Annotated in this window: 20 protein-coding genes; 5 read left to right on the forward strand and 15 right to left on the reverse strand. The window is 75.3% G+C overall.

Translation table 11 applies throughout. The features are described 5' to 3' along the window. Positions 1–26 precede the first annotated feature (26 nt). Complete coding sequence (locus GQ466_RS14690) at positions 27–227, forward strand: hypothetical protein (RefSeq protein ID WP_161103399.1); 201 nt, start codon at positions 27–29, stop codon at positions 225–227. A 30-nt stretch (positions 228–257) separates the two neighbouring features. On the opposite strand, the gene GQ466_RS14695 is transcribed toward GQ466_RS14690, so the two are convergent. Together GQ466_RS14695 and GQ466_RS14700 are read right to left on the reverse strand one after the other, a co-directional pair. Then, on the reverse strand, positions 258–608 hold the full coding sequence (locus GQ466_RS14695) for a helix-turn-helix domain-containing protein (protein ID WP_161103400.1): 351 nt from the start codon (positions 606–608) through the stop codon (positions 258–260). Between the two features lie 92 nt (positions 609–700). Continuing rightward, positions 701–1,402 (reverse strand): SDR family NAD(P)-dependent oxidoreductase, encoded by a 702-nt coding sequence (locus GQ466_RS14700; protein WP_161103401.1) that lies wholly within the window; start codon positions 1,400–1,402, stop codon positions 701–703. Between the two features lie 83 nt (positions 1,403–1,485). Between GQ466_RS14700 and GQ466_RS14705 the strand changes: the two genes are divergently transcribed. Continuing rightward, complete coding sequence (locus tag GQ466_RS14705) at positions 1,486–2,130, forward strand: TetR/AcrR family transcriptional regulator (protein ID WP_161103402.1); 645 nt, start codon at positions 1,486–1,488, stop codon at positions 2,128–2,130. On the opposite strand, the gene GQ466_RS14710 is transcribed toward GQ466_RS14705, so the two are convergent. Next, positions 2,121–3,323: a type III PLP-dependent enzyme domain-containing protein gene (locus GQ466_RS14710; RefSeq protein WP_378186600.1), complete on the reverse strand. Its 1,203-nt coding sequence runs from the start codon at positions 3,321–3,323 to the stop codon at positions 2,121–2,123. The two genes, GQ466_RS14705 and GQ466_RS14710, sit on opposite strands and share 10 nt — an antisense overlap. Positions 3,324–3,427: 104 nt before the next feature. Here GQ466_RS14710 and GQ466_RS14715 point away from each other — a divergent pair, with 104 nt between their 5' ends. Further along, entirely contained in the window at positions 3,428–4,741 is a 1,314-nt protein-coding gene (locus GQ466_RS14715; protein WP_161103404.1) for a DUF1266 domain-containing protein, read from the forward strand. Between the two features lie 4 nt (positions 4,742–4,745). Here GQ466_RS14715 and GQ466_RS14720 read toward each other — a convergent pair whose 3' ends face one another. The 12 genes from GQ466_RS14720 to GQ466_RS30730 all read right to left on the reverse strand — a co-directional run bounded on the left by GQ466_RS14720 (position 4,746) and on the right by GQ466_RS30730 (position 17,863). After that, entirely contained in the window at positions 4,746–5,930 is a 1,185-nt protein-coding gene (locus GQ466_RS14720; protein ID WP_161103405.1) for a homogentisate 1,2-dioxygenase, read from the reverse strand. Between the two features lie 49 nt (positions 5,931–5,979). Continuing rightward, positions 5,980–6,417, reverse strand: a complete 438-nt coding sequence (locus tag GQ466_RS14725) for a hypothetical protein (protein ID WP_161103406.1) — start codon at positions 6,415–6,417, stop codon at positions 5,980–5,982. 341 nt (positions 6,418–6,758) lie between these two features. Next, the gene (locus GQ466_RS14730; protein WP_161103407.1) at positions 6,759–7,964 is read right to left on the reverse strand and encodes an FAD-dependent oxidoreductase; all 1,206 of its coding nucleotides are present in this window, start codon (positions 7,962–7,964) and stop codon (positions 6,759–6,761) included. Continuing rightward, a complete protein-coding gene (locus tag GQ466_RS14735; RefSeq protein ID WP_337193471.1) occupies positions 7,961–9,127 on the reverse strand; it encodes a carboxylate--amine ligase in 1,167 nt (388 codons plus the stop codon). The genes GQ466_RS14730 and GQ466_RS14735 overlap by 4 nt, the downstream gene beginning before the upstream one ends. A gap of 8 nt (positions 9,128–9,135) precedes the next feature. Next, complete coding sequence (locus tag GQ466_RS14740) at positions 9,136–10,206, reverse strand: glycosyltransferase (protein ID WP_202420432.1); 1,071 nt, start codon at positions 10,204–10,206, stop codon at positions 9,136–9,138. 11 nt (positions 10,207–10,217) lie between these two features. Beyond that, entirely contained in the window at positions 10,218–10,847 is a 630-nt protein-coding gene (locus GQ466_RS14745; RefSeq protein ID WP_161103410.1) for a YveK family protein, read from the reverse strand. Continuing rightward, the gene (locus GQ466_RS14750) at positions 10,784–11,968 is read right to left on the reverse strand and encodes a glycosyltransferase (RefSeq protein ID WP_161103411.1); all 1,185 of its coding nucleotides are present in this window, start codon (positions 11,966–11,968) and stop codon (positions 10,784–10,786) included. Before GQ466_RS14750 ends, GQ466_RS14745 begins: the two co-directional genes overlap by 64 nt. Beyond that, complete coding sequence (locus GQ466_RS14755; protein ID WP_237417873.1) at positions 11,965–12,669, reverse strand: polysaccharide deacetylase family protein; 705 nt, start codon at positions 12,667–12,669, stop codon at positions 11,965–11,967. The genes GQ466_RS14750 and GQ466_RS14755 overlap by 4 nt, the downstream gene beginning before the upstream one ends. Beyond that, positions 12,666–14,171: a lipid II flippase MurJ gene (locus tag GQ466_RS14760; protein WP_337193472.1), complete on the reverse strand. Its 1,506-nt coding sequence runs from the start codon at positions 14,169–14,171 to the stop codon at positions 12,666–12,668. Before GQ466_RS14760 ends, GQ466_RS14755 begins: the two co-directional genes overlap by 4 nt. A 59-nt stretch (positions 14,172–14,230) precedes the next feature. Beyond that, positions 14,231–15,580: an O-antigen ligase family protein gene (locus tag GQ466_RS14765; RefSeq protein WP_161103412.1), complete on the reverse strand. Its 1,350-nt coding sequence runs from the start codon at positions 15,578–15,580 to the stop codon at positions 14,231–14,233. Beyond that, positions 15,577–17,004: an exopolysaccharide biosynthesis polyprenyl glycosylphosphotransferase gene (locus tag GQ466_RS14770; RefSeq protein ID WP_237417874.1), complete on the reverse strand. Its 1,428-nt coding sequence runs from the start codon at positions 17,002–17,004 to the stop codon at positions 15,577–15,579. Before GQ466_RS14770 ends, GQ466_RS14765 begins: the two co-directional genes overlap by 4 nt. Before the next feature lie 319 nt (positions 17,005–17,323). After that, positions 17,324–17,863 carry a hypothetical protein gene (locus tag GQ466_RS30730; RefSeq protein ID WP_202420433.1) on the reverse strand — a complete coding sequence of 180 codons (540 nt, stop codon included), beginning with the start codon at positions 17,861–17,863 and terminating at the stop codon, positions 17,324–17,326. A 529-nt stretch (positions 17,864–18,392) separates the two neighbouring features. Between GQ466_RS30730 and GQ466_RS14775 the strand changes: the two genes are divergently transcribed. Beyond that, positions 18,393–18,653 (forward strand): hypothetical protein, encoded by a 261-nt coding sequence (locus GQ466_RS14775; protein WP_103561145.1) that lies wholly within the window; start codon positions 18,393–18,395, stop codon positions 18,651–18,653. A gap of 264 nt (positions 18,654–18,917) precedes the next feature. Then, positions 18,918–19,484 (forward strand): class E sortase, encoded by a 567-nt coding sequence (locus GQ466_RS14780; RefSeq protein WP_161103413.1) that lies wholly within the window; start codon positions 18,918–18,920, stop codon positions 19,482–19,484. Positions 19,485–19,486: the final 2 nt, after the last annotated feature.

Genomic DNA, 19,486 nt, shown 5'->3' on the forward strand with positions numbered 1-19,486 from the left:
ATCCGCCGAACCGCAGGAGGAACGCCATGACCGCACCGTCCACCCCGCCGCGCCGCCGCGGCCGTCACCTGGACGGCGCCGCGCTCGCGGGCGGGCTCGCCGCCATCGTCGCGCCCGACCTCGGCGCCGCCCGCTGCCACGCCTGCGGCGAGGACGGCATCCGCGCCGCCGCGCCGTTGCGCGCCGACGCGCGCCACTGCCCGTCCTGCGGCGCGCCCCGCCCCTAGCCGCCGACCGGACCGCCGGCGGGCGTGCCGCTACTCGGTGTGGCGGGCGGCGCCCGCGCGGGCGCGGCGCTGGGCCTGGCCGCCCGCGCCCTTCTTCGGCGCGTCCGAGGCCGCCGGGTCCTCCCAGGGGCGGCGCAGGCACTGCCGGACGGCCTCCCACGAGTAGCGGAAGTCCTTGCCGGTCTTGAGCGCGGGGAGCTGACCGGCGTTGGCCATCCGCCGCACCGTCTGCGGGGACAGGGCGAGTCTGGCCGCCAGCTCGGCGGTGGTGAGCACGTCGGGGTCGCGGGCGGGCGGCTCGGTCATGCGGAACTCCTGGCCTCGGGAGGCGTCGTCCGGCGGGGGACGGCCGGGGCGGACGACGGTCGTGCGCTCCGCCATCTTGCCACGCAGCGTGACCGAATGACAACCCTTCGTCGGGTGACGGGGGATGTCCAGCGGTTTCACCGTTCCGTCGCCGCCCGCCCGGGAGCCTAACCGCGTTCCGGGACGACCTGTTCGGACCGGTCGCGCTTGGTGTAGAGGTCCCAGTAGTGGTCGGCCAGGTCCTCCGGTGCGACGACCGGCCCGCCGCGCCCGTGCTCGGCCGCGGCCCGGTGCGCGGCGCTGCCCTCGATCCACGCGCCGATCGTCAGCGTCCCCGCGTAGACGCCCTGGTCGGCGAGTTCGGCGTGCAGCGACTGGATCCAGTTGCGCGCCGCCGCCATGACCGGCCCGACGCCGCTCATGCCGGGCGCGCCGGCCAGCGCGGACACGCCCTGGGCCAGCAGGAACGCGCCGTCGCCGCGCGCGACCATCCCCGGGACGACGGCGCGGGCGACCTCGACGGGCGTGTAGAGGTGCAGGTCCATGAGGCCGCGCAGCGTCGCGGCGGCGAGCCCGGCGGCGGGGGCGAACGGCGGGGCGGAGCCGATGGGGGCGTACTCCACGACGTCGATGGGCCCGAGCCGTCCGGTGATCGCGTCGACGAGCGCGGGGACGCCCGCGGGCTCGGCGAGGTCGGCGGGGAACGCGGCGGCGCGGATCCCCTCCTGGTCCAGGATCTCGACCAGGGCGCCGAGGGGTTCGGGGCGGCGGCCGACGAGCGCGACGTCGAACCCCTCGCGGCCGAACCGGCGGGCCGTGGCGGCGCCGAGGCCGGGTCCGGCGCCGAGCACGGCGATGGTCTTGGGCATGGGGGACTCCCGGTAAGTTGATGGAACCGTCAAGTTCGACGGTAGCAGCTAATTTGAGACGACCATCAAGTTATGGGGGGCCGATGACCGCCAAGCCGCGCCTGCGCGCGGACGCGCAGCGCAGCGTCGCCAAGCTCACCGCCGCCGCGGTCGAGCTGTTCTCCGAACGCGGCCTGGACTGCCCGCTGGAGGAGATCGCCCGCCGCGCCGGGGTGAGCACCGGGACGCTCTACCACCGCTTCGGGACGCGCGAGGCGCTGATCGACGCGGTCGTGCCGGACGTCGCCGCCGCCAAGCTCGACGCCGTCGTCCGGCACGCCGAGGAGGGCGCCGAGCCGTGGGACCGGTTCGTCCGGTACGTGGAGGGCATCGGGGCGCTGATGGCCGACGACCCCGCGCTCGGCGACGTCGTCACCCGCCGCTTCGCCGACACGCCCCGGCTCGCGGCCGTCTGCGCGGAATCCTTCGCGCGCGGCCACGCGTTCGCGGCGGCGGCGCGGGCGGACGGGTCGCTGCGCGCCGACTTCAGCCCGCACGACCTCGTGCTCGTCTTCGAGGCGGTCGCCGCGCAAGCCGCCGCCGTCCGGCACGCCGCGCCGGACGCCTGGCGGCGCGGGCTGGCGTTCACGCTCGACGGGCTGCGCGCCGCCGCCGCGCGTCCGCTGCCGGTCGGGCCGCTGACCGCCGAGCAGGCCGCCGCGGCGGCCCACCGCGCGGATCAGAAGTAGGTGCGGATGAGGTCCACGACGGTGTAGGCGTCGTCCACGACCGGGATGACCTGCCACTTGTCGAACGCCGTGCACGGGTGGGAGATCCCGAAGCAGACCAGATCGCCCGGACGGACGCCGTCGCCCGCCACGAACGCGTGGTGGTCGGCCGTGCCGGTGACGCGCAGGCCGTCGGCGGGCTCGGCCGTGCCGTCCGGACGGCGGACGCGCAGCGGCACGGGCAGCCCGGCGTCGTAGGGCGCCTCCCGCTTGCCCATCCCGACGATCGCGAGGCCCGGTTCGGGCACGGACGTCACCTGCGCCCACAGTTCCAGCGCCGCGTCCAGCGAGCCGGGGACGCGGTTGAACGGCGTCTTCTCGACATACAGCCCGTGGTCGTGCGACACGTACGCGCCGCTGCGCAGGACGACCGTGAGGTCGTGCCCGGGCAGCCAGTCGCCGCCGAGCCGGTCCGCGACCAGGTCGAAGTAGGCGCTGCCGCCCGCGCTGACGATCACGTGGTCCGGCAGCAGGCCGGCGAGTGCGCAGGTGGCCTCGCGGAGGGCGTCCAGGTAGGCGGCGGCGCCGTCCGGGTCGGTGAACATGCCCTCGTAGCCGGACACGCCGGCCAGCTCGGTGCCGGGCGCGTCCACGACGGCCCGCGCCACCTTCGTCAGCTCGGCGACGGTCCGGCAGCCGGTGCGCCCGTCCGCGTGGCCCAGCTCGACCAGGACGCGGAACGGGCGCGGCCCGGCGGCGTCCGCCAGCGCGGCGACGCCGTCCAGCGAGTCGGCGTAGAGCAGCACGTCGAAGCCGTCGGCGATCTCGGCGGCGAGCCAGCGCAGCGCGGTCGGGTCCAGCAGTTCGTTGGCGAGCAGGACGCGCGGCACCCCGAACCGCCGGTAGGCGAGCACCTGGTTCGCGGTGGCGGCCGTGATGCCCCACGCGCCCGCGCGGAGCTGCGCGGCGAACACCGACGGCGCCATCGTCGTCTTGCCGTGCGGCGCGAACGCCAGGCCGTGCCGGTCGGCGAACGCGGCGAGCGTCGCGATGTTGCGGTCCAGCGCGGCGCGGCGCGCGACCAGGACCGGCCAGGTGAACGGGCCGCCGAACAGGGGGTGGCGGGCGGCGGCGAACGCGGACGCGGCGACCGGGCCGCCCGGAAGCCAGAGGCCCTTGGTCCGCCAGTCCACGACCTCGTCGGGGATGTCCACCGGGAACCTCCGATCGGTCCGGCGCCGGAAAACCGCCCACCTGGACGCAGCGCCACCGGACGGTAACATTACGGACTTTCGCGACTCTCCGGGAGGCGTGCCAGGTGATCAGCGAGGACATGGACGTCGTACGGGCCCGCGCGCTGCTCTCGGACTTCGCCGAGGACGCGTGGACCCACGTCGCATGGCTGATCGACGAGGTCGGGATGGACCACGACGCCTACGAACGGCGTCCGCTGGCACTGCTCGAACCGCTGGAGGACTACATCGCGGAGTTCCCCGACGACGACGCGGACGAGGACCCCTGGGTCGCCCTCCAGATCGCCCTCGCGGCCTACCTCGCGGACGTCCTCATCCGGTCGCACGGCGCGCGGTGGGTCGTGGAGGACGTCCCCGGACGCCCCGCGCAGAGTTCCTTCGTCCTCCGCGTCACCGGCCTGGACGAGCGGACCCGCACGCTCGACCCCGCCGAACTCGTCCGGGAGCACTTCGACCCGGGCGACCCGGACGTGTACGCGCCGGTCGTCCACGGCCTGGACCGGGCGCGGGTCACGCCGTGGCACGCCGGGACGGCGCCCGAGGGCCCGCCGACGCCGGTGCAGCGCTGGCTGCTCGGCCTCTGCGCCCACTTCGCGGCGATCAACGGCTACCCGGTGGACCGGCTCGGCGGCTCCCCGGACGACCGGATCGGCGCGCTGCGGATGCTGTTCGAGGTGTGGGGCGCCTACGACGCCGACCTCCTGGACGAGCAGGTCCGCTTCCTGCTCCGGCACGGGATGCGCGCCGAGTTCGAGGAGGGCGCCGCCGTCGCCGCCGCGCTCGCCGACGACGAGCGGGACGAGTACGTCCGGCTGCTGCGCGTCGCGCGTCGCATCGGGCTCGGCGAGGACGTGGGCGACGACGTCGGCCCGCTCGCGCGGCTCGTGGAGCTGCGGTACGGGTCGGCGTCGGTGGATCTGCTGCCGCATCTCGTCCCGCTGCTGACCGGGGAGCGTCCGCCCGGGCCGGGCGCCGCCGAGCTGAACTGGTTCCTGACGCAGGCGCTCGGCCGTCCCGACTTCGCCGACGTGGAGGCCGACCGGCTGGAGCTGCACGCCGACCTCGCCTTCCAGGCCAACCGGGGCCGCTACCTGATCTGGGACGCCGGACGCGCCCTCATGGTGCTCCGCTGGGGCCACATGGTCGGCTGGCTCGACGCCGAGGACTGCTGGAGGCGCATCCTGCCCTCGGCGCGGGCCGTCCAGCAGCGGTACGTGTCGTGGCGGGACATGGCGGCCTGCTACTTGCAGGCGCGCTACCTCTGGGCGGGACGCGAACCGATCAACCAGGGTCGTTACGAGGACGTCGTCCGCGACCTCGCCGCCGACCCGGACGGGCCGTGGAGCCTCCCGTGGGACCTCCCGCTCGATCCCGACTAGTGACCTACCGCGACCAGGACCAGGCATAGGACGGGTCCTCGCACGCCGTGGCCGCCTCGCCCAGCTCCAGCGGACGGAACGTGTCGACCATGACGGCCAATTCGTCGAAGAACTCAACGCCGATGCCCCGTTCGTAGGCGCCGGGCTGCGGACCGTGGGGGTGGCCTCCGGGGTGCAGGGACAGCGAGCCTTGCGCGATGCCCGAACCCTTGCGCGCCTCGTAGTCACCGCCGACGTAGACCATGACCTCGTCCGAATCGACGTTCGAGTGGTAGTACGGGACGGGTATCGCCAGCGGGTGGTAGTCCACCTTGCGCGGCACGAAACTGCACACCACGAAGTTCGGCCCCTCGAACACCTGGTGGACGGGCGGCGGCTGGTGGACGCGGCCCGTCAGCGGCTCGAAGTCCCGGATGTTGAACGTGTAGGGATAGAGGCAGCCGTCCCAGCCCACCACGTCGAACGGGTGCGCGGCGTAGGTGAGGCGGGTGCCCGCCAGGCCGGCGGACGTGCGGTGCTTGACGAGCACCTCCACGTCCGCGCCCTCGTGCTGGACCACGGCGTTCGGTGCGTGCAGGTCCCGTTCGCAGTAGGGCGCGCTCTCCAGGAACTGGCCGTACCGCGACAGGTACCGCTTCGGCGGCGCAATGTGCCCGGACGCCTCGATCACGTACGCGCGCAGCGGCCGGTCCCCCGTCGGCACCCAGCGGTGCGTGGTGGACGCGGGCAGCACCACGTAGTCGCCCTGCTCGGCCGGGAGCGCGCCGAAGACCGTCTCGACCGTCGCCGTCCCGGACTCGACGTAGACGACCTCGTCGCCGGTCGCGTTGCGGTAGAGCGGCGACGGGGCCGTCCCGGCGACGTACGACAGCCGCACGTCGGCGTTGCCGAGCACGAGACGGCGTCCGGTGACGACGTCGGTCCGCGCGTGCGCGGCCTCCGGGAACAGGTCGTGCAGCCGGAGGTGGCGCGGCTTCAGCGGATGGTTCGGGACCGTCCTCGCCTCGGGCGCCTCCCAGACGCGGGAGTCCGTGATCGCCGACGGCAGGGAGCGGTGGTAGAGCAGCGACGCGTCGGACGAGAAGCCCTCCTCGCCCATCAGCTCCTCGTAGTACAGCGTGCCGGACGCGTCCCGGTGCTGCGTGTGGCGTTTGGGCGGTACGTCGCCGACCCGGCGGTAGTGGGCCACGGTTCCTCCTCGGACGTGCTCCGTGATCCCTACCCCGGCCGCCGGAGCGTCAGGCGTTCAGGCCGAAGAAGTGGCTCCCGCCGCCGATGATGAGGTGCCCGCCCTTGCCGACGGCGATCTGCGCGCCGCCCGAGGTGTTCTCCAGCCGGACGTCGGTGAACGTGACGTTCGCGTCGGGCGCGATGTCCAGCAGCGCGCGTGGACCGCTCCACTGGATGGCCGAGCCCGCGCCGTCCACCCCGGTGTCGCGCGTGACGCGCGGCAGCGCCGCCCGCGCCGCCGCCGGGGCCTTGACGGTGTACACGCACTCCTTCGCCAGATGGATCTCCCCGCCCGCGCGGAACGCCTTCGCAAGCGCCCTGGCGTCGCCGGTGCCCCCGTGGCACGGCACGACGCCCTTCGCCAGCGCGCGCGGAAGCGTGGTCTGCGGGGCCGCCAGCGCGAGCGCGGCGAGCGCCGTCCCGGTGAGACTGCGGCGGAGCTTCATGGTCGTTCCCCCTCGCGACAGGATCATTACCTTGAGTGATGTTCCAACACGGAGAGTACGGAAAACGCGATGAGCGCACGGGGCGCCACCCCGAACCGGGTGGCGCCGCGTGCGCTCTCGTCGTCCCGGCGCGCAGGACGGGTCAGCCCCTGAACGACCCGTCCGGGTGTGCGCCGGCGAAACGCGGGCGGTGGCCGCTCCCCCCGAGACGGCCACCCGCACCGACTCTGTGAAGGTAGGGCCTACTCCACGGTAAGTTCACGTGTTGTCATCACCCTGCGACGGACGGTCGATATCAAGCGACGAACGGCCACCCCTTCGGACGCCCGCCCGCCGGGTCGTTAGACGTGGGTGAGGTGGTCGGTGGGGCGGGGGCCGCGGGTGCGGGACGCGATGGCGCGGGCCAGGCGGGACGCCGCGAAGTCCGTTCCGTGGACGAAGCGCATCACCGGGCCGAAGGACGCCGCCGCCGCGAGGCCCGCGAAGTACAGGTCCGGCGCGGACGACTGGAACGTCCGGTCCAGGCGCGGCGAGCCGTTCCAGCGGGCGAGGCCCGCGCGCAGAGCCGGGGCGAGGGCCGGGATGCGGTCCAGGTCCGGGACGAAGCCGGTCGCGGCGATGACGTGGTCGGCCGTGACGCGCTCGGGCCCGTCCGGGCCCTGGGTGAAGACGACGGCGCGGCCGGCGTCCTCGCGGGCGCGGGTGACGCGGTGGCCGAGCAGCGTCCGGACGCGCTCGTCGAAGCGGTCGCGCAGCCACCACGCGCCCGCCGGGCCGAGCGTGGTCGCGACGATCCGGCGCCGCGTCCGGTAGGGCAGGAGGCGGGTCGTGGCGGGCCGCTCGGACCACAGCCACGTCCGCCAGCCGCGCCCGAGGCCGTGCAGCGGCGCGGACGGCAGCCGCCCGCCCGCCTCATGCGGAACCGTGTTCCACATGAGCCGGGACGTCCGGGCGACGAGCGTCGGGCGCGCGCCCTGCTCGGCGAGCAGCACGGCCGTCTCCAGCGCGGACTGGCCCGCGCCGACGACCACGACGTCCCGGTCCCGGAACGCGCCGAGGTCGCGGTGGTCGGAGCTGTGCGACACCAAAGGCGCCGGAAGGTCCATCAGCTCGCCGGGGATGTGCGCGAACGGCCCCACGCCGACCGCGACGACCACCGACGCCGTCCGCACCGTCTCGCCCGTCGCCAGCACGACCCGGTAGCCGGTGTGGTCCGGCTCGATCCGCTCCGCGCGGGTGACCTCGGCGGGCGGCGCGGCGCGCTCGGCGAACCAGCGGCCGTAGGCGGTGAACACCTCCAGCGGGACGGGGTCGCCGATGGCCGCCGCGTCCGGCGCGTAGTCCGGGAACGCCAGGCCGGGCAGCGGCGCGCCCAGGCTGGACGCGAACGGCTCCGACTTCAGGCACATCCCGACCGGCATGTGCTCGTCCCAGAACTGCATCGGCGTACCGATCAGCCTCGTCTCGACACCACGCTCCCGCAGATGCGCCGCCGCTGACAGGCCATAAGGACCCGCACCGACAACCACCGCACCGATCCGCGTCATTTCAATCCTTTCGTCAGGACCCGGGCGACGCTCGCCCGGGCCATCGCGAAGAACGGGCCGGGATCGGCCCGGTCGAACCAGGCCGTCTCCCCGGACGCCGTCAGCTCCCGGAAGCGGCCGAGCGCGCCGGGCGTGCGCAGCGCCCGCCGCAGGTACTGGTTCTCCACCACGAGCGTCCGGCCGGGCCGGGGGACGGCCGGGGGCACCGCGCGGCCCGACGCGTCGAGGTGCAGGACGGCCGCGAGGTCCAGCCCGCGCCCGTCGGTGAACAGCCGGAACTGCGCGCCGAGCCGCGGGTTGACGTCCAGCAGCCGGTACACGCCCGCCGCCGCGTCGTAGCGGAAGTCCAGGTCCACGACGCCCCGGCAGCCGAGCGCGCCCGCGACGCCGGTCGCCAGCTCGTCCAGCTTCGGGTTGTGGACCCACTCGCCCGCGACCGTGTGGCCGGTGTGCTCGGGGTAGGCGACGTGCTTGCGCCCGGTCGCGCTGAACAGGCACACGCCGGAACCGTCGAAATATGCCTGGTAGAACCAGTCGCCGCCGGGCGGGACGAGCCGCTGGAGCAACAGCGGCCCGGCCGCGTCCCCCGCCGCCGCGAACAACCGCTCGGCGTGCTCGGCGGAACGGACGAGCGTCGTGCTCCGCGCCCCCGGCGCCAGCAGCCACGGCCGCGCCCACTTGGCGATCAGCGGCAGGCCGAGCTTGGCGACCAGCTCGTCCAGGTGGTCGCGCGACCCGGGCCGGTGGCACTCGGGGACGGCGATGCCCCGCCGCTCGCACGCGTCCGTCAGCGCGGCCTTGTCGGCGACGCGGCGCGGCGTCCCGGACGGCGGCAGCACGAAATGCGCGGCCAGGGCGGAGGCGTGCTCGGCCGTGAAGATCGCCATGGCGTCGTCCAGCGGGACGAGCAGCGCGCGCCGCCCGATCCGCTCCGCGTCGGCCGCGAGCCGCGCCAGCAGCGCGCCCGGCCGCGCGGCGGACGGCTCCCCCGGCATCCGCGACCGCAGGTACCGCGATGCCGCCGCGGGCTGCGGCCGTCCGGCCAGGTCGGCGTGGACGGCGACGCCGCGCCGCCCGAACGACCGGATCGCCCCGAGCGTCCCGTGGTGGAACGGGTTCGGATCGGTGCGCAGCAGCAGGACGGGCAGCTCGGGGTCCAGCACGGGCGCTCTCATTTCACGGGGGGCGCGCCGAAGCCGGCGACGTCGAGGGTCAGGGCGGCGAGCGCGGCGTAGGTGACGTCCGCGTCGTAGGCGGTGGCGGCGCGGGCGGCGGCGACGCCCTCGGCGGCGGTGCGCGGGCAGCCGTCGGCGAGCCGTTCGGCGAGCGCGACGGCGAGGGCGCGCGGGTCCTCGGGCGGGACGAGCGCGCCGACGTCCGGCGTGACCAGCTCGGCGAGGCCCGGGATGTCGCTCGCGACGACGGACCGTCCGGTGGCCATCGCCTCCAGCGCGACGAACGGCAGGCCCTCCCAGCGCGACGGGAGCACGACGACGTCCGCCGCGACCAGCCACGGCCGCGGATCGGCGACCGCCGGGACGGTGAGGACGCCGCGCGGGACCTTGCGGTCGGGCGTGCCGTCGCCGACGAGCGCGAGCCGCGCGTCCGGGCGGCGCGCGACGACGCGCGGCCACGCCGACAGCAGGACGTCCTGGCCCTTCTGCGGCGTCACGCGGCCGAGGCACAGCGCCAGCGGCCCGCCCCGGACGCCGAGGGCCCGGCGCGCGGCGGCCCGCTCGGCGTCGCCCGCGACCGCGAACCGCTTCAGGTCGACGCCGTTGCGGATGACGGCGTACCGGGCGTCCACCCCGGCGGCCCGGCCGTGCTCCAGCTCGCCGTCGCCGACGCAGATGATCCGGTCGGCGCGGCGCGCGGCCCGCCGCTCCCACAGCAGCGCGGCGACCGCGCACATGCCCTGCGCGGCGCACCAGGACCAGCCGTGCGGCTGGAACAGGACGGTCGCGTCCAGCCCGGCGAGCCGTCCGGCCAGGCCCGCCTTGGACGAGTGCAGGTGCACGACGTCCGGCGTGACCTCGTCCACGACCCGCCGCAGCGCGCGGACCTCGCGCCACACCGACCGCGTCGGGGACCGGCGCGCCGGCCAGGGGCGGTGGGCGTGCCCGACGTGGTCGGCGAGCGGGCCGTCCGGGCAGGCGACCGTGACCTCGAACCCGCGCGCGGCCTGGTCGGCGACGGCCGCCGCGACGTACGCCGCGACCCCGCCGTCCGTCGGCTGCGTCACATGCAGCACCCTCACGGCCACACCGGCTCACGCGAGAGGGGCGCGGCGGGCGCGGGCCTGCGGCGGCGCGACGGCCGCAGCCCGGCCAGCGACACCAGGCCCGCCAGCAGGACGCCGACGGCCGTGCCGACCGCCACGTCCAGCGGGCCGCGCGGCGACGCCGGGACGAGCGGCGGCGCGGCGTCGTTCATCAGCGTCGGCCGCACGCCGGTCTCGCGGCGCCGCACCTCGCCGAACCGGACGAGCGCGTCCGCCGCCGCGTTGGCGTAGGCGGCGGCGCGCTCGGGCGACGGGTCGGTGCCGGTGATCCGGATCAGCGGCGCGTCGGGCGAGGTGGACGCGCGCAGCTTCCCCTGCGCCGCGGCGGGCACCCCGCCGCCCGCCCGTTCGCCCGGCCACGGACGCTCCGACCAGCGCAACGTCTCGGGCAGCGTGGCGAGCCGTCCGTACGCCTGGGCGAAGTTCACCCCCGCCGGTCCGGCGCCGGCGTCGTCGACGACGATGACGTGCGCCGTCGCCGCGTACTCGGGCGTCCGCAGCAGCGCGTACCCCGCGCCGGTCGCGGTGCCCGCGATGATCAGCGAGGCGGCGAGACCGCCGCGCCGGACGAGACTTCGGGCAGTTCCCCGGTAGTGGGCCATGGAGTCGATCCGCCTTCCGCTGGGGCCGGGCCGGTCGAGGGGCCGGTGAATACGCCGGTGTAGAGGTGGGCGAGCGCCCGCACGTGCTCGCCGATGTCGTAGGTCGCGACGGCCGCCGGGACGGGCAGCCGCACCGCGTCCGGGACGGGGAAGCGCGCGAGCGCCTCCCGGAACGCCGCCGGGTCCGCCGGGACGCGCCGCGCGTGCGGGGCGAGCCGGGCGGGCAGGTCGTCGAGGGCCGGGCAGGTCGTGTAGACGACGGGCAGCCCGGCCGCCATCGCCTCCACGACGCCGAGCCCGAACGTCTCCTGCCGGGACGGCGTCGCGTACACGTCCATCGCGGCGAGCGCGCCCGCGACGTCGCCGGTCTCGCCGCGGAACACCACGCGGGGGCCGACGCCGAGGCGCCAGGCGAGGCGTTCCAGGGCGCGGCGCTCGGGGCCGTCGCCGACGATGAGGAGCCGTCCGCCGGGCAGTCCGGCGAACGCGCGGATGAGCACGTCGACGCGCTTGCCCGGGACGAGCCGTCCGGCGCAGCCGTAGACGGGCTCGCGGGGCGGGACGCCGAGGTCGGCGCGCAGCGCGGCGCGGCGGCCCGGGTCGAACGCGAACGCGGTGGCGTCGATGCCGTTCGGGATGACGACGACGTCCCGGACGCCCCACTCGCGCAGCCGGTCGGCGACGGTCGGGGACACCGCGACCGTCACCGCGCCGAGCCTTTCGGTCGACCGATAGATAAGGCGGACGGCCGTCGTCGCGCGCCGCTCCTCGATCTCGCCGACGCCGAGGGAGTGCTCGGTCGCGATGATCCGGCGGACCCCGGCGAGCCGCGCCGCGACCCGTCCGTACACGCACGCCCGGTACAGGTGGGTGTGGACGGCGTCGAACCGCCGCGCCCGCATCAGCCGGACGAGGCGCGGCAGCACCGCCACGTCCCGGTTCCCGCGCATCCCGAGTTCGTGGACGGGCACGCCGAGCGCGCGGATCTCGTCCGCGACCGGCCCGCCGCCGGTGAGCGAGACGACCTCGCACTCCACCGGCAGCCGCCGCACCAGCCCGGCGAGCTGCCGCTCCGCGCCGCCGCGCCCGAGCCCCGTGATGACCTGCAGCACCCTGGTCATACGCGCACTCGCCACTGGAGTTCGTGGCGGCGGAGCTTGGCGTGCAGCCGCAGCCGCCGGTCCCGCTCGCCGACGTAGGTGCGGGCCAGCGCGTGCCGCGACCCGAACGACGGACGGATCGCGCACGCGTAGTCGTAGCCCGCGCACCGCGCCGCCGTGACCTCCCGCAGCCCCGCGTGCCCGTACGGGTAGGCGAAGCCGGTGACGGGCGCGCCGACGACGTCCTCCAGCTCGGTGCGGCTGCCGGAAAGTTCGTCCTCCATCTCGGACGTCGACAGGCCGGTCAGCGACACGTGCCGCCGTCCGTGCGACGCGACCTCCATCCCGAGGTCGTGGACGGACGCGAGCTGTTCGGCCGTGAGCAGGTGCTTGCGCGGCCCGGTGTCCCACGCGTTGTGCCCGCCGAGCCGGTCGGACAGCGCGAACACCGTCGCGGTGAACCCGAGCCGGACGAGCACCGGGACGACGCGGGTCGCGAAGTCGGCGTACCCGTCGTCGAAGGTGAGCCCGACGAGGCCGCGCGCGGTGCCGTCGCGCTGCGCGGCCAGCAGCTCGCGGACGCTGACGCCGCGCAGCCCGCGCGCGGCCAGCCACTTGAGCTGCCGCTCGAAGCGCGGCGGTGTGATCGTGACGAGGTGCGGGTCGTCCTCGTAGTAGTCCACCGAGTGGTACATCAGCACCAGCGGCATGGGCGGGGTCATCGGAGTCCTTCCGAGCGGCGGGCGAAACGGGACGGCGGCCGGAGCACGAGTCGGAGCACGGGCGCGCGGGGCAGCGCGACGAGGGCGAAGACGGCGAGCACCGCGAGCCCGCCGAGCAGGGCGGCGGGCAGGGGCGCGGTCACGGCGTCGCGCGCCGCGAGCCCGGCCGCGCACGCGGCGCCGGCCGCGACGCCGAGCCGGACGAGCCCGCGCGCGAGCACCCGGAACCGGATCGGCGCGACGCGCGCGCGGACCCCGGCGAGCATGAGCAGCGCCCCGGCGGTGATCCCGGCGGCGTTGGCGGCGGCGAGGGCGGGCGCGCCCCAGAAACGCACGCCAACCACACCGACCACGCCCGTCACGGCCAGGCCGCAGGCGGTGGCGAGCGCGGGCCGCCACATCGGGCCGCGTTTCGCGAAGAACGCGCGCGCCGCGACGCCGACCATCGTCTGGCCCCACAGCCCGAGCGCGTAGACGCGGAGGATCCGCGCGGTGCCGTCGGCGGCGTCCGCGCCGAACGCGCCGTGCCGGAACAGCAGCGCGACGACGTCCCCGCCGCACGCGACGAGGAACGCCGTCGCGGCGAGGACCAGCGCGCTGACGTGCAGGATGTCGCGCTCGACGCGGTCGCGGACGGCGCGCCTGTCCTCCTCGGCGGACGCCAGCGCGAGCCGGGGGAACGTCACCGTCACGACGAGCAGCGACAGGACCATCGGGACCTGCGCGACCTTCTGCGCGTAGTTCAGCTCGGAGATCGTCCCTGCGGCGAGCCCGGAGCCGAGGAACCGCTCGGCGAACACCTGCGCCTGCCGCGCGAGCGTGAACACCGCGACGGACGCGACGGCGGCGGGCAGCAGCGCGGTCGCCGGGGACGGCAGCGCGCGCGGCGCCGGCCGCAGGCACCGGACGAACGCCGGGAGCTGCGCCAGCACCATGAACACGCTGCCCACCGCGACGCCGACGGCCGCGCTCAGCACGCCGCAGCGGTCCCGCAGCAGCAGGATCGACGCGATGATGCCCGCGTTGTAGGCCAGGTAGATCGCGGCGGGCGGGCCGAACCGCCCGTGCGCGCGCAGCGTCGCGCTCATGAACCCGGCGACGCCGAACATCACGACCGTCACCGCGGCGGCGCGGACGCAGCGCACCGCGTCCTCCGGCGAGGCCAGCCCCGGCGCGAGCGCCGCCACGAGCGCCGGAGCCCCCAACGCGAGCGCGCCCGCGACGACCGACAGCGCACCGACCAGCGGCGGCAGGACGGCGGCGGCGAGCGGCCGGGCACTCCCCCGATCGCGGAGCGCACGCGTCACCAGCGGCACCGCGAGCAACGCCATCGCGTCCTCGATGAGCAGCGGCGACGCCGTCTCGGGGATCATCCACCCGATGAGGAACGCGTCGGTGTCCCGCCCCGCCCCGAATGTGTGCGCCATGATCAGGTCCCGGACGAACCCGAGCCCCGTCCCACCCGCGACGAGCACGGCGCTGAGCGCGGCAGCCCGCCCCACCGAAACCCGCCGAACAGCAGCAGCGCCCCCGGCCGGCGCAACGACCGGCGCAGGCGCGGTCACCGGTTCTCTCCCGGCGGGGTGAGGGCGCGGACGGTGGCGAGGCCGAGGAGGACGCCGACCAGGACGGACGTCGGGCCGCCCAGGTCGGAGTACACGAAGTCCACGGCCAGCCAGGCCAGGAAGCCCGCCGACAGCCACCAGCCCGCGTCGACCGCGCGGCCGAGTTCGCGGTTGCGCCACAGGCCGCGGGCGAGGGCGGCGCCGAGTACGGCGAAGCCGCCGAGGCCGAGCAGGCCCTGTTCGCTGAGCAGCAGCAGGTATTCGTTGTGCGGGGACAGGAGCGGCTGGCGGACATAGCCGTTCACCTCGTCGGCCGTCTCCGCGCCGGACGACAGGTCCAGCGGCGCGTAGGTGTCGCGGAAGGCGGCGAAGTTCTTCGGGCCGACGCCGGTGACGGGGTGGGCGGCCCAGATGTCGCGGGCCGTGCCCCACAGGCCGTAGCGGTCGCTGACGGAGCGGTCCGGCGCGTCCACCGACGACGCGATGGAGCGCAGCCGTTGCCCGACCAGGTCCGCGCCGATGCCGAAGCCGCCGACGAGCACGACCGCCAGCGCGACCGACCCAACGGCCGCCGCGATCAGCGCGCGTCGGTCCCAGAGGAGGAGCAGCACGGCGACGGCCGCCGCGAGCGCGATCCATGTGCCCCGGCTGAGTCCGGCGGCGAGCGCGGCCAGCAGGACGGCCAGCGCGGGGACCGCCGCCCACCGCGCCCGCCGCGACCCGGCGAGGGCGAACGCGACCACGACGAGGACGCCGAAGCTCGCGAGCGTGGACAGCGCCATGACGTCCAGCGACCCGAACGTTCCGACCGCGCGGACCGGACGCCCGCCGTACGACGCGCCGTGCCCGGACGCCGACTGCCACAGACCGAACACCGACTCACCGAGCGCGGTCACAACGACCGACCCGCCGATGACGGCGACGTCCCGGCGGTCCCGGACGGCCAGGACGACCGCCAGCGGGACGAGCACAAAGATCTGGACCGTCCGAACGAACCCCGGCAGGCTCGCCGCGACGTCCTGCGACGCGAGCGTCGTCACGCCCGCCGCGACGACCAGCGGCCCGAACGCCAGCGGCGCCCGGGACGGCAGCGCGCGCCGCCGCGCGACCGCCAGCGCCACGACCGCGACGACGAGCACGCCGCTGACCGCGTCCGCGACCGTCGGGGCGCCGCCGCCGGGCGGGCGCGGGCCGGGCGGGACGGCCGTCGCCAGCACCGTCGCGGCGACCAGCCAGCTCGGCCGCCGCCCGAGCCGTCGCAGCAGCGGGCGCAGCGGCCCGAGCGGCACCGGGCGGCGGACGCGGGCGTGGCCGGGACGCGGCGGACGCAGCAGCGCGGTCGTCATGCGGTCCGCCGCAGGATCATCGCGTTGAACGTCAGCAGCAGGATCCGCAGGTCCATCGCGAACGACCAGTGGTCGATGTAGTGGTTGTCGAACCGGGCGCGCATCTCGATCGAGGTGTCGCCGCGCAGCCCGTGGACCTGCGCCCAGCCCGTCATGCCGACCGGCACGCGGTGCCGCAGCACGTAGCCGGGGCACGTCTCGGCGAACCGGCGGACGAAGTGCGGACGTTCCGGACGCGGCCCGACCAGGCTCATGTCGCCGCGCACGACGTTCCAGAGCTGCGGCAGCTCGTCCAGCGACGTGCGGCGCAGGAACGCGCCGACCGGGCCGATGCGCGCGTCACCGTGGACGGACCAGCGCGTGTCGGACTCGGTGTCGTCGGCGGGCCGCAGCGTCCGGAACTTCAGCAGGACGAACGGGCGCCCCGCCAGCCCGAGCCGCGACTGCCGGAACAGCACGCCAGGACCCGACTCGCGCCGCACCGCCGCCGCGCACGCCAGCAGCACCGGCCACAGGACGGCGAGCAGCGCCAGCGCCCCGGCCAGGTCGAACAGCCGCTTCCCGCAGCGCGCGACCGGGCCGTACGGACGGCGCGTCAGCGGCACGCACGGCACGCCCGCCAGGTACCGGACGCGTCCGGACGGCCCCGGCGGCAGCCCGTGGGCCCCGCCCGACAGCGGCACGACGAGCGTCTCGCAGCCCGCCTCCGCGCACGCCCGGACGGTCGGCTCCACGTCCTCGGGCTCGATCTCGTCCAGCACGACGACGGCGGTCTCGACCCGGTGCGCGGCGATGAGGCGGCGCAGGTCGGGCGCGTCGCCCGCGGCGTCCGGCAGGCCGGCGGCGAGGCGGCCGAGCGGCAGCAGGCCGATCTCGGGCCGCCGCCGCAGGGACCAGACGAGGTAGTCGCTGAGCACGCCCGTCCCGACGATCAGAGCGAGCGGCGGGCGCAGCGGGCCGCGTCGGCCGATCCGCACGGCGTGCCGCGCGGCGAGCCGCACCGATCCGGGCGCGAGGACGAACAGAACCGCCGCCGGGAACCACACGGCGGGCCGGGCCGGGCCGACGGCGGGCGCCAGCACGCCGAGCGCCGCGACGATCGCCGCCGCGCGCACCGCGAGCGGGCGCGCGTCCGACAGGACGTGCAGGCGGCGGACGCGGTAGAGGCCCGCCGCGAGGTTCAGCAGGACCAGCGCGCCCCCGGCCGCGGCGGCCAGGTCGACGGCCCGGCCGCCGAGCATGGCGCGGGCGGCGGCGAAGGCCAGTCCGGCGTCGGAAAGGGCGAGCAGGAACGGCAGCGGAGATCTGCGCGCGCGCGGGCGCGGACGCGGTCCGATCTCCGGCGCGCCCGAGCCGGAGATCGTCGGCGCGCGCCGTTGCGCGCCGTCCGGCAGGGTCTTGGCGACCGGCCTCTGCGTACCCATCCCGACTGCCCCTTGTGCGAAGAGAAAGAAAACAGCCTCAGCACGAACCGGTCCGTTCTCCCCAGGCGTCCGACAGCCCGGGAGCGTCCTCCACCAGGGGCGAAGGACTCAGGACCTCCTGGGAAGCACACGCCAGCATGGCAGCCGACGACGCCGCGACACTCGCCTCTTTCGGCGATGGCGGTGTCTTTTTTAACGACTCCGGACGACAATCCCGGCCACTTTCACCTCGTATCGCGCGATAACCGGCATCAACCTGCTCGCGGGGAAAAAGAAAAAGGGACGGCGCCGTGGCGCCGTCCCTTTTTCCGGGCGGTGGTCAGTGCAGGATCTGCTGGCCGTGGAAGGTCACCGTCGCGCCCTTCACGAGCGGCAGCGCGGGCTTCTGCGCGGTGTCGGTCACCGGGCCGACGATGTGGCCGTTGGCGTCGGTCCGCGCCACCGGCGCCTGGACGCCGAGCGAGGCGAGCAGGCCGCGCACGGTCTGCTGGACCTCGGCCTTCGGGTCGTTGGCGGGGCGGTCGGCCGCGGGCGCCTGGCGGCCCTGCTGCTGCGCCTGCTGGGCCTGCTTCGCCTGCTGCGCCTTTTTGGCCTCCTTCGCCTGCTGGGCCATCTCGAACTGCTGGAGCTGCTGCGCCTGCTGGGCCTTCTGCTCGGCCGAGTCGGCGGTGGTCTTCAGCCCGAGCGTCTGGGTGAGCTTGCCGACGACGGGCAGGTCGGTCGGGTTCTTCAGGCCGTCCGCCGGGAGGGGGAGCGGCCCGGCGGCGTGCGCCGGGCCCGCGGCGAGCCCGGAGCCGAGCAGCGCGACCCCCGCGGCGAGCAGGAAGGCGCGGCCGACGTTCGTGATCCACGTGCGCATGTCGTTCTCCTGTGTTCTGTGTGACCCGAGTGGTGGCCCGGCGCCCGGCCGGACGAAGCGGACCGCGGGGGCGCCGTCGGCGCCGCACCGGAGCGCCGGTGCGCGGTCGCGGCGCCGGGTGCCGAACCCGGGACGCCCACTCGCGCAGCGCCGTGCGTAGCGGTCGAGTCACGGACAGTAGCAGGACCGGCGACGCCGTGACGGCCGGTCGCGGAATTCACCGGCGCCGTCCGGCCGGACGGCCACGGAATCGGCACATTGCACGCAAGCTCAACCATGCCCGAAATGAACCGTGTGCGCGCCGCGTTCGCCGAAATCGGACCAACCACCGCAAGCGATATTCCCCGATCTCCCCACAAGACCCGACGAAGCACCTCCGTCTCACGACGGGAGAATGTCAAGATTCCTTAAAGTGCGTTTTCTTCGGTTGCGGCGAGGTCACATCTGAGGTGCCATTCTTCCGTGTCCCGGTTGGGCCATCACCGGTCACGGGACGCAATCCGGACACACTTCATCGAATGGAGTCTCCATGTTCAAGCGTGCGATCGTCTCCGGCCTCGTCGCCGGCGCCGCCCTTTCGGCCTTCGCCGTTCCGGCGTCCGCCAGCGTGGCCGGGGACGACCCCTCGGCCAACTCGCTCATCCCGATCCAGACCTGCCGCGACGTTCAGGTCGCCGCCCTCATCGGCGTGCCGATCAAGAACCTGCTCGCGACGGACGACGAGTCGGGGCCGTGCTTCAACAACTCGTCGGTCACCAACCAGCACACGCAGGTCAAGGCGCACCACTGACGAGTTCGCCTCTAGCGGGCACCGTCCACAGGCGAGGCCGTCCGGATTCCGTCCGGGCGGCCTCGCCCATTTTCCGGGGAAATCCGACCCGACCGACTTGCACGATAGAACCGGATTATGGGTCGGTGCCCGGAGAATTGAGCATCGAATTTCCCAGGACGGCACTCCGGCGGATCACGTCGGCGGTTACGCTCGGTCCACCCGAATTCCGGGCCCTCCGCCGTGACCGATTTCTCCGGTACGGCCGATCATGCCGGGAGCGTCATGTTCCGCAGTCGATTCCTTCGTTCTTTCCCGCTGCGCGCCGCGCGGTCCGGGTTCGCCGCCGTCGGGCTGACCGGCGCGGTGGGCGCCGCGAGCCTCGCGGCGCCGATGCAGGTCGCCGAGTCCGCCCGGCCGCCCGCGCCGGTGCGGGGCGAGGAGATCGCGTTCCTGTCCCTGCCGCGCCTGCACAAGAAGGCCGTCGTCCGCGAAGGCGTCTCGCCGCGCATCCTGGAGTCCGGCGTCGGGCACTACCCGAGCACGCAACTCCCCGGCCAGACGGGGAACGCCGTGCTGTTCGGGCACCGGACGGTCGGCGCCAAGCCGTTCGCCGACCTGGACCGGCTGCGGCGCGGCGACGTGATCGACGTCCGGTCCGGCGCGCACCGCTACCGCTACCGCGTGCGGTCGCTGCGCGTCATCACCCCGGACCGGACCGACGTCCTGAACCCCACCCCACTGCGGGGCGGCGACCGCCGCACCGGCAGCTACCTGACGCTCGTCACCTGCACGCCGCGCTACTCCAACGCGCGGCGGCTCGTCGCGATCGCGACGCTGGACGGGCGCTGACC

The organism is Actinomadura rayongensis (assembly GCF_009831215.1).
GTDB lineage: Bacteria > Actinomycetota > Actinomycetes > Streptosporangiales > Streptosporangiaceae > Spirillospora > Spirillospora rayongensis.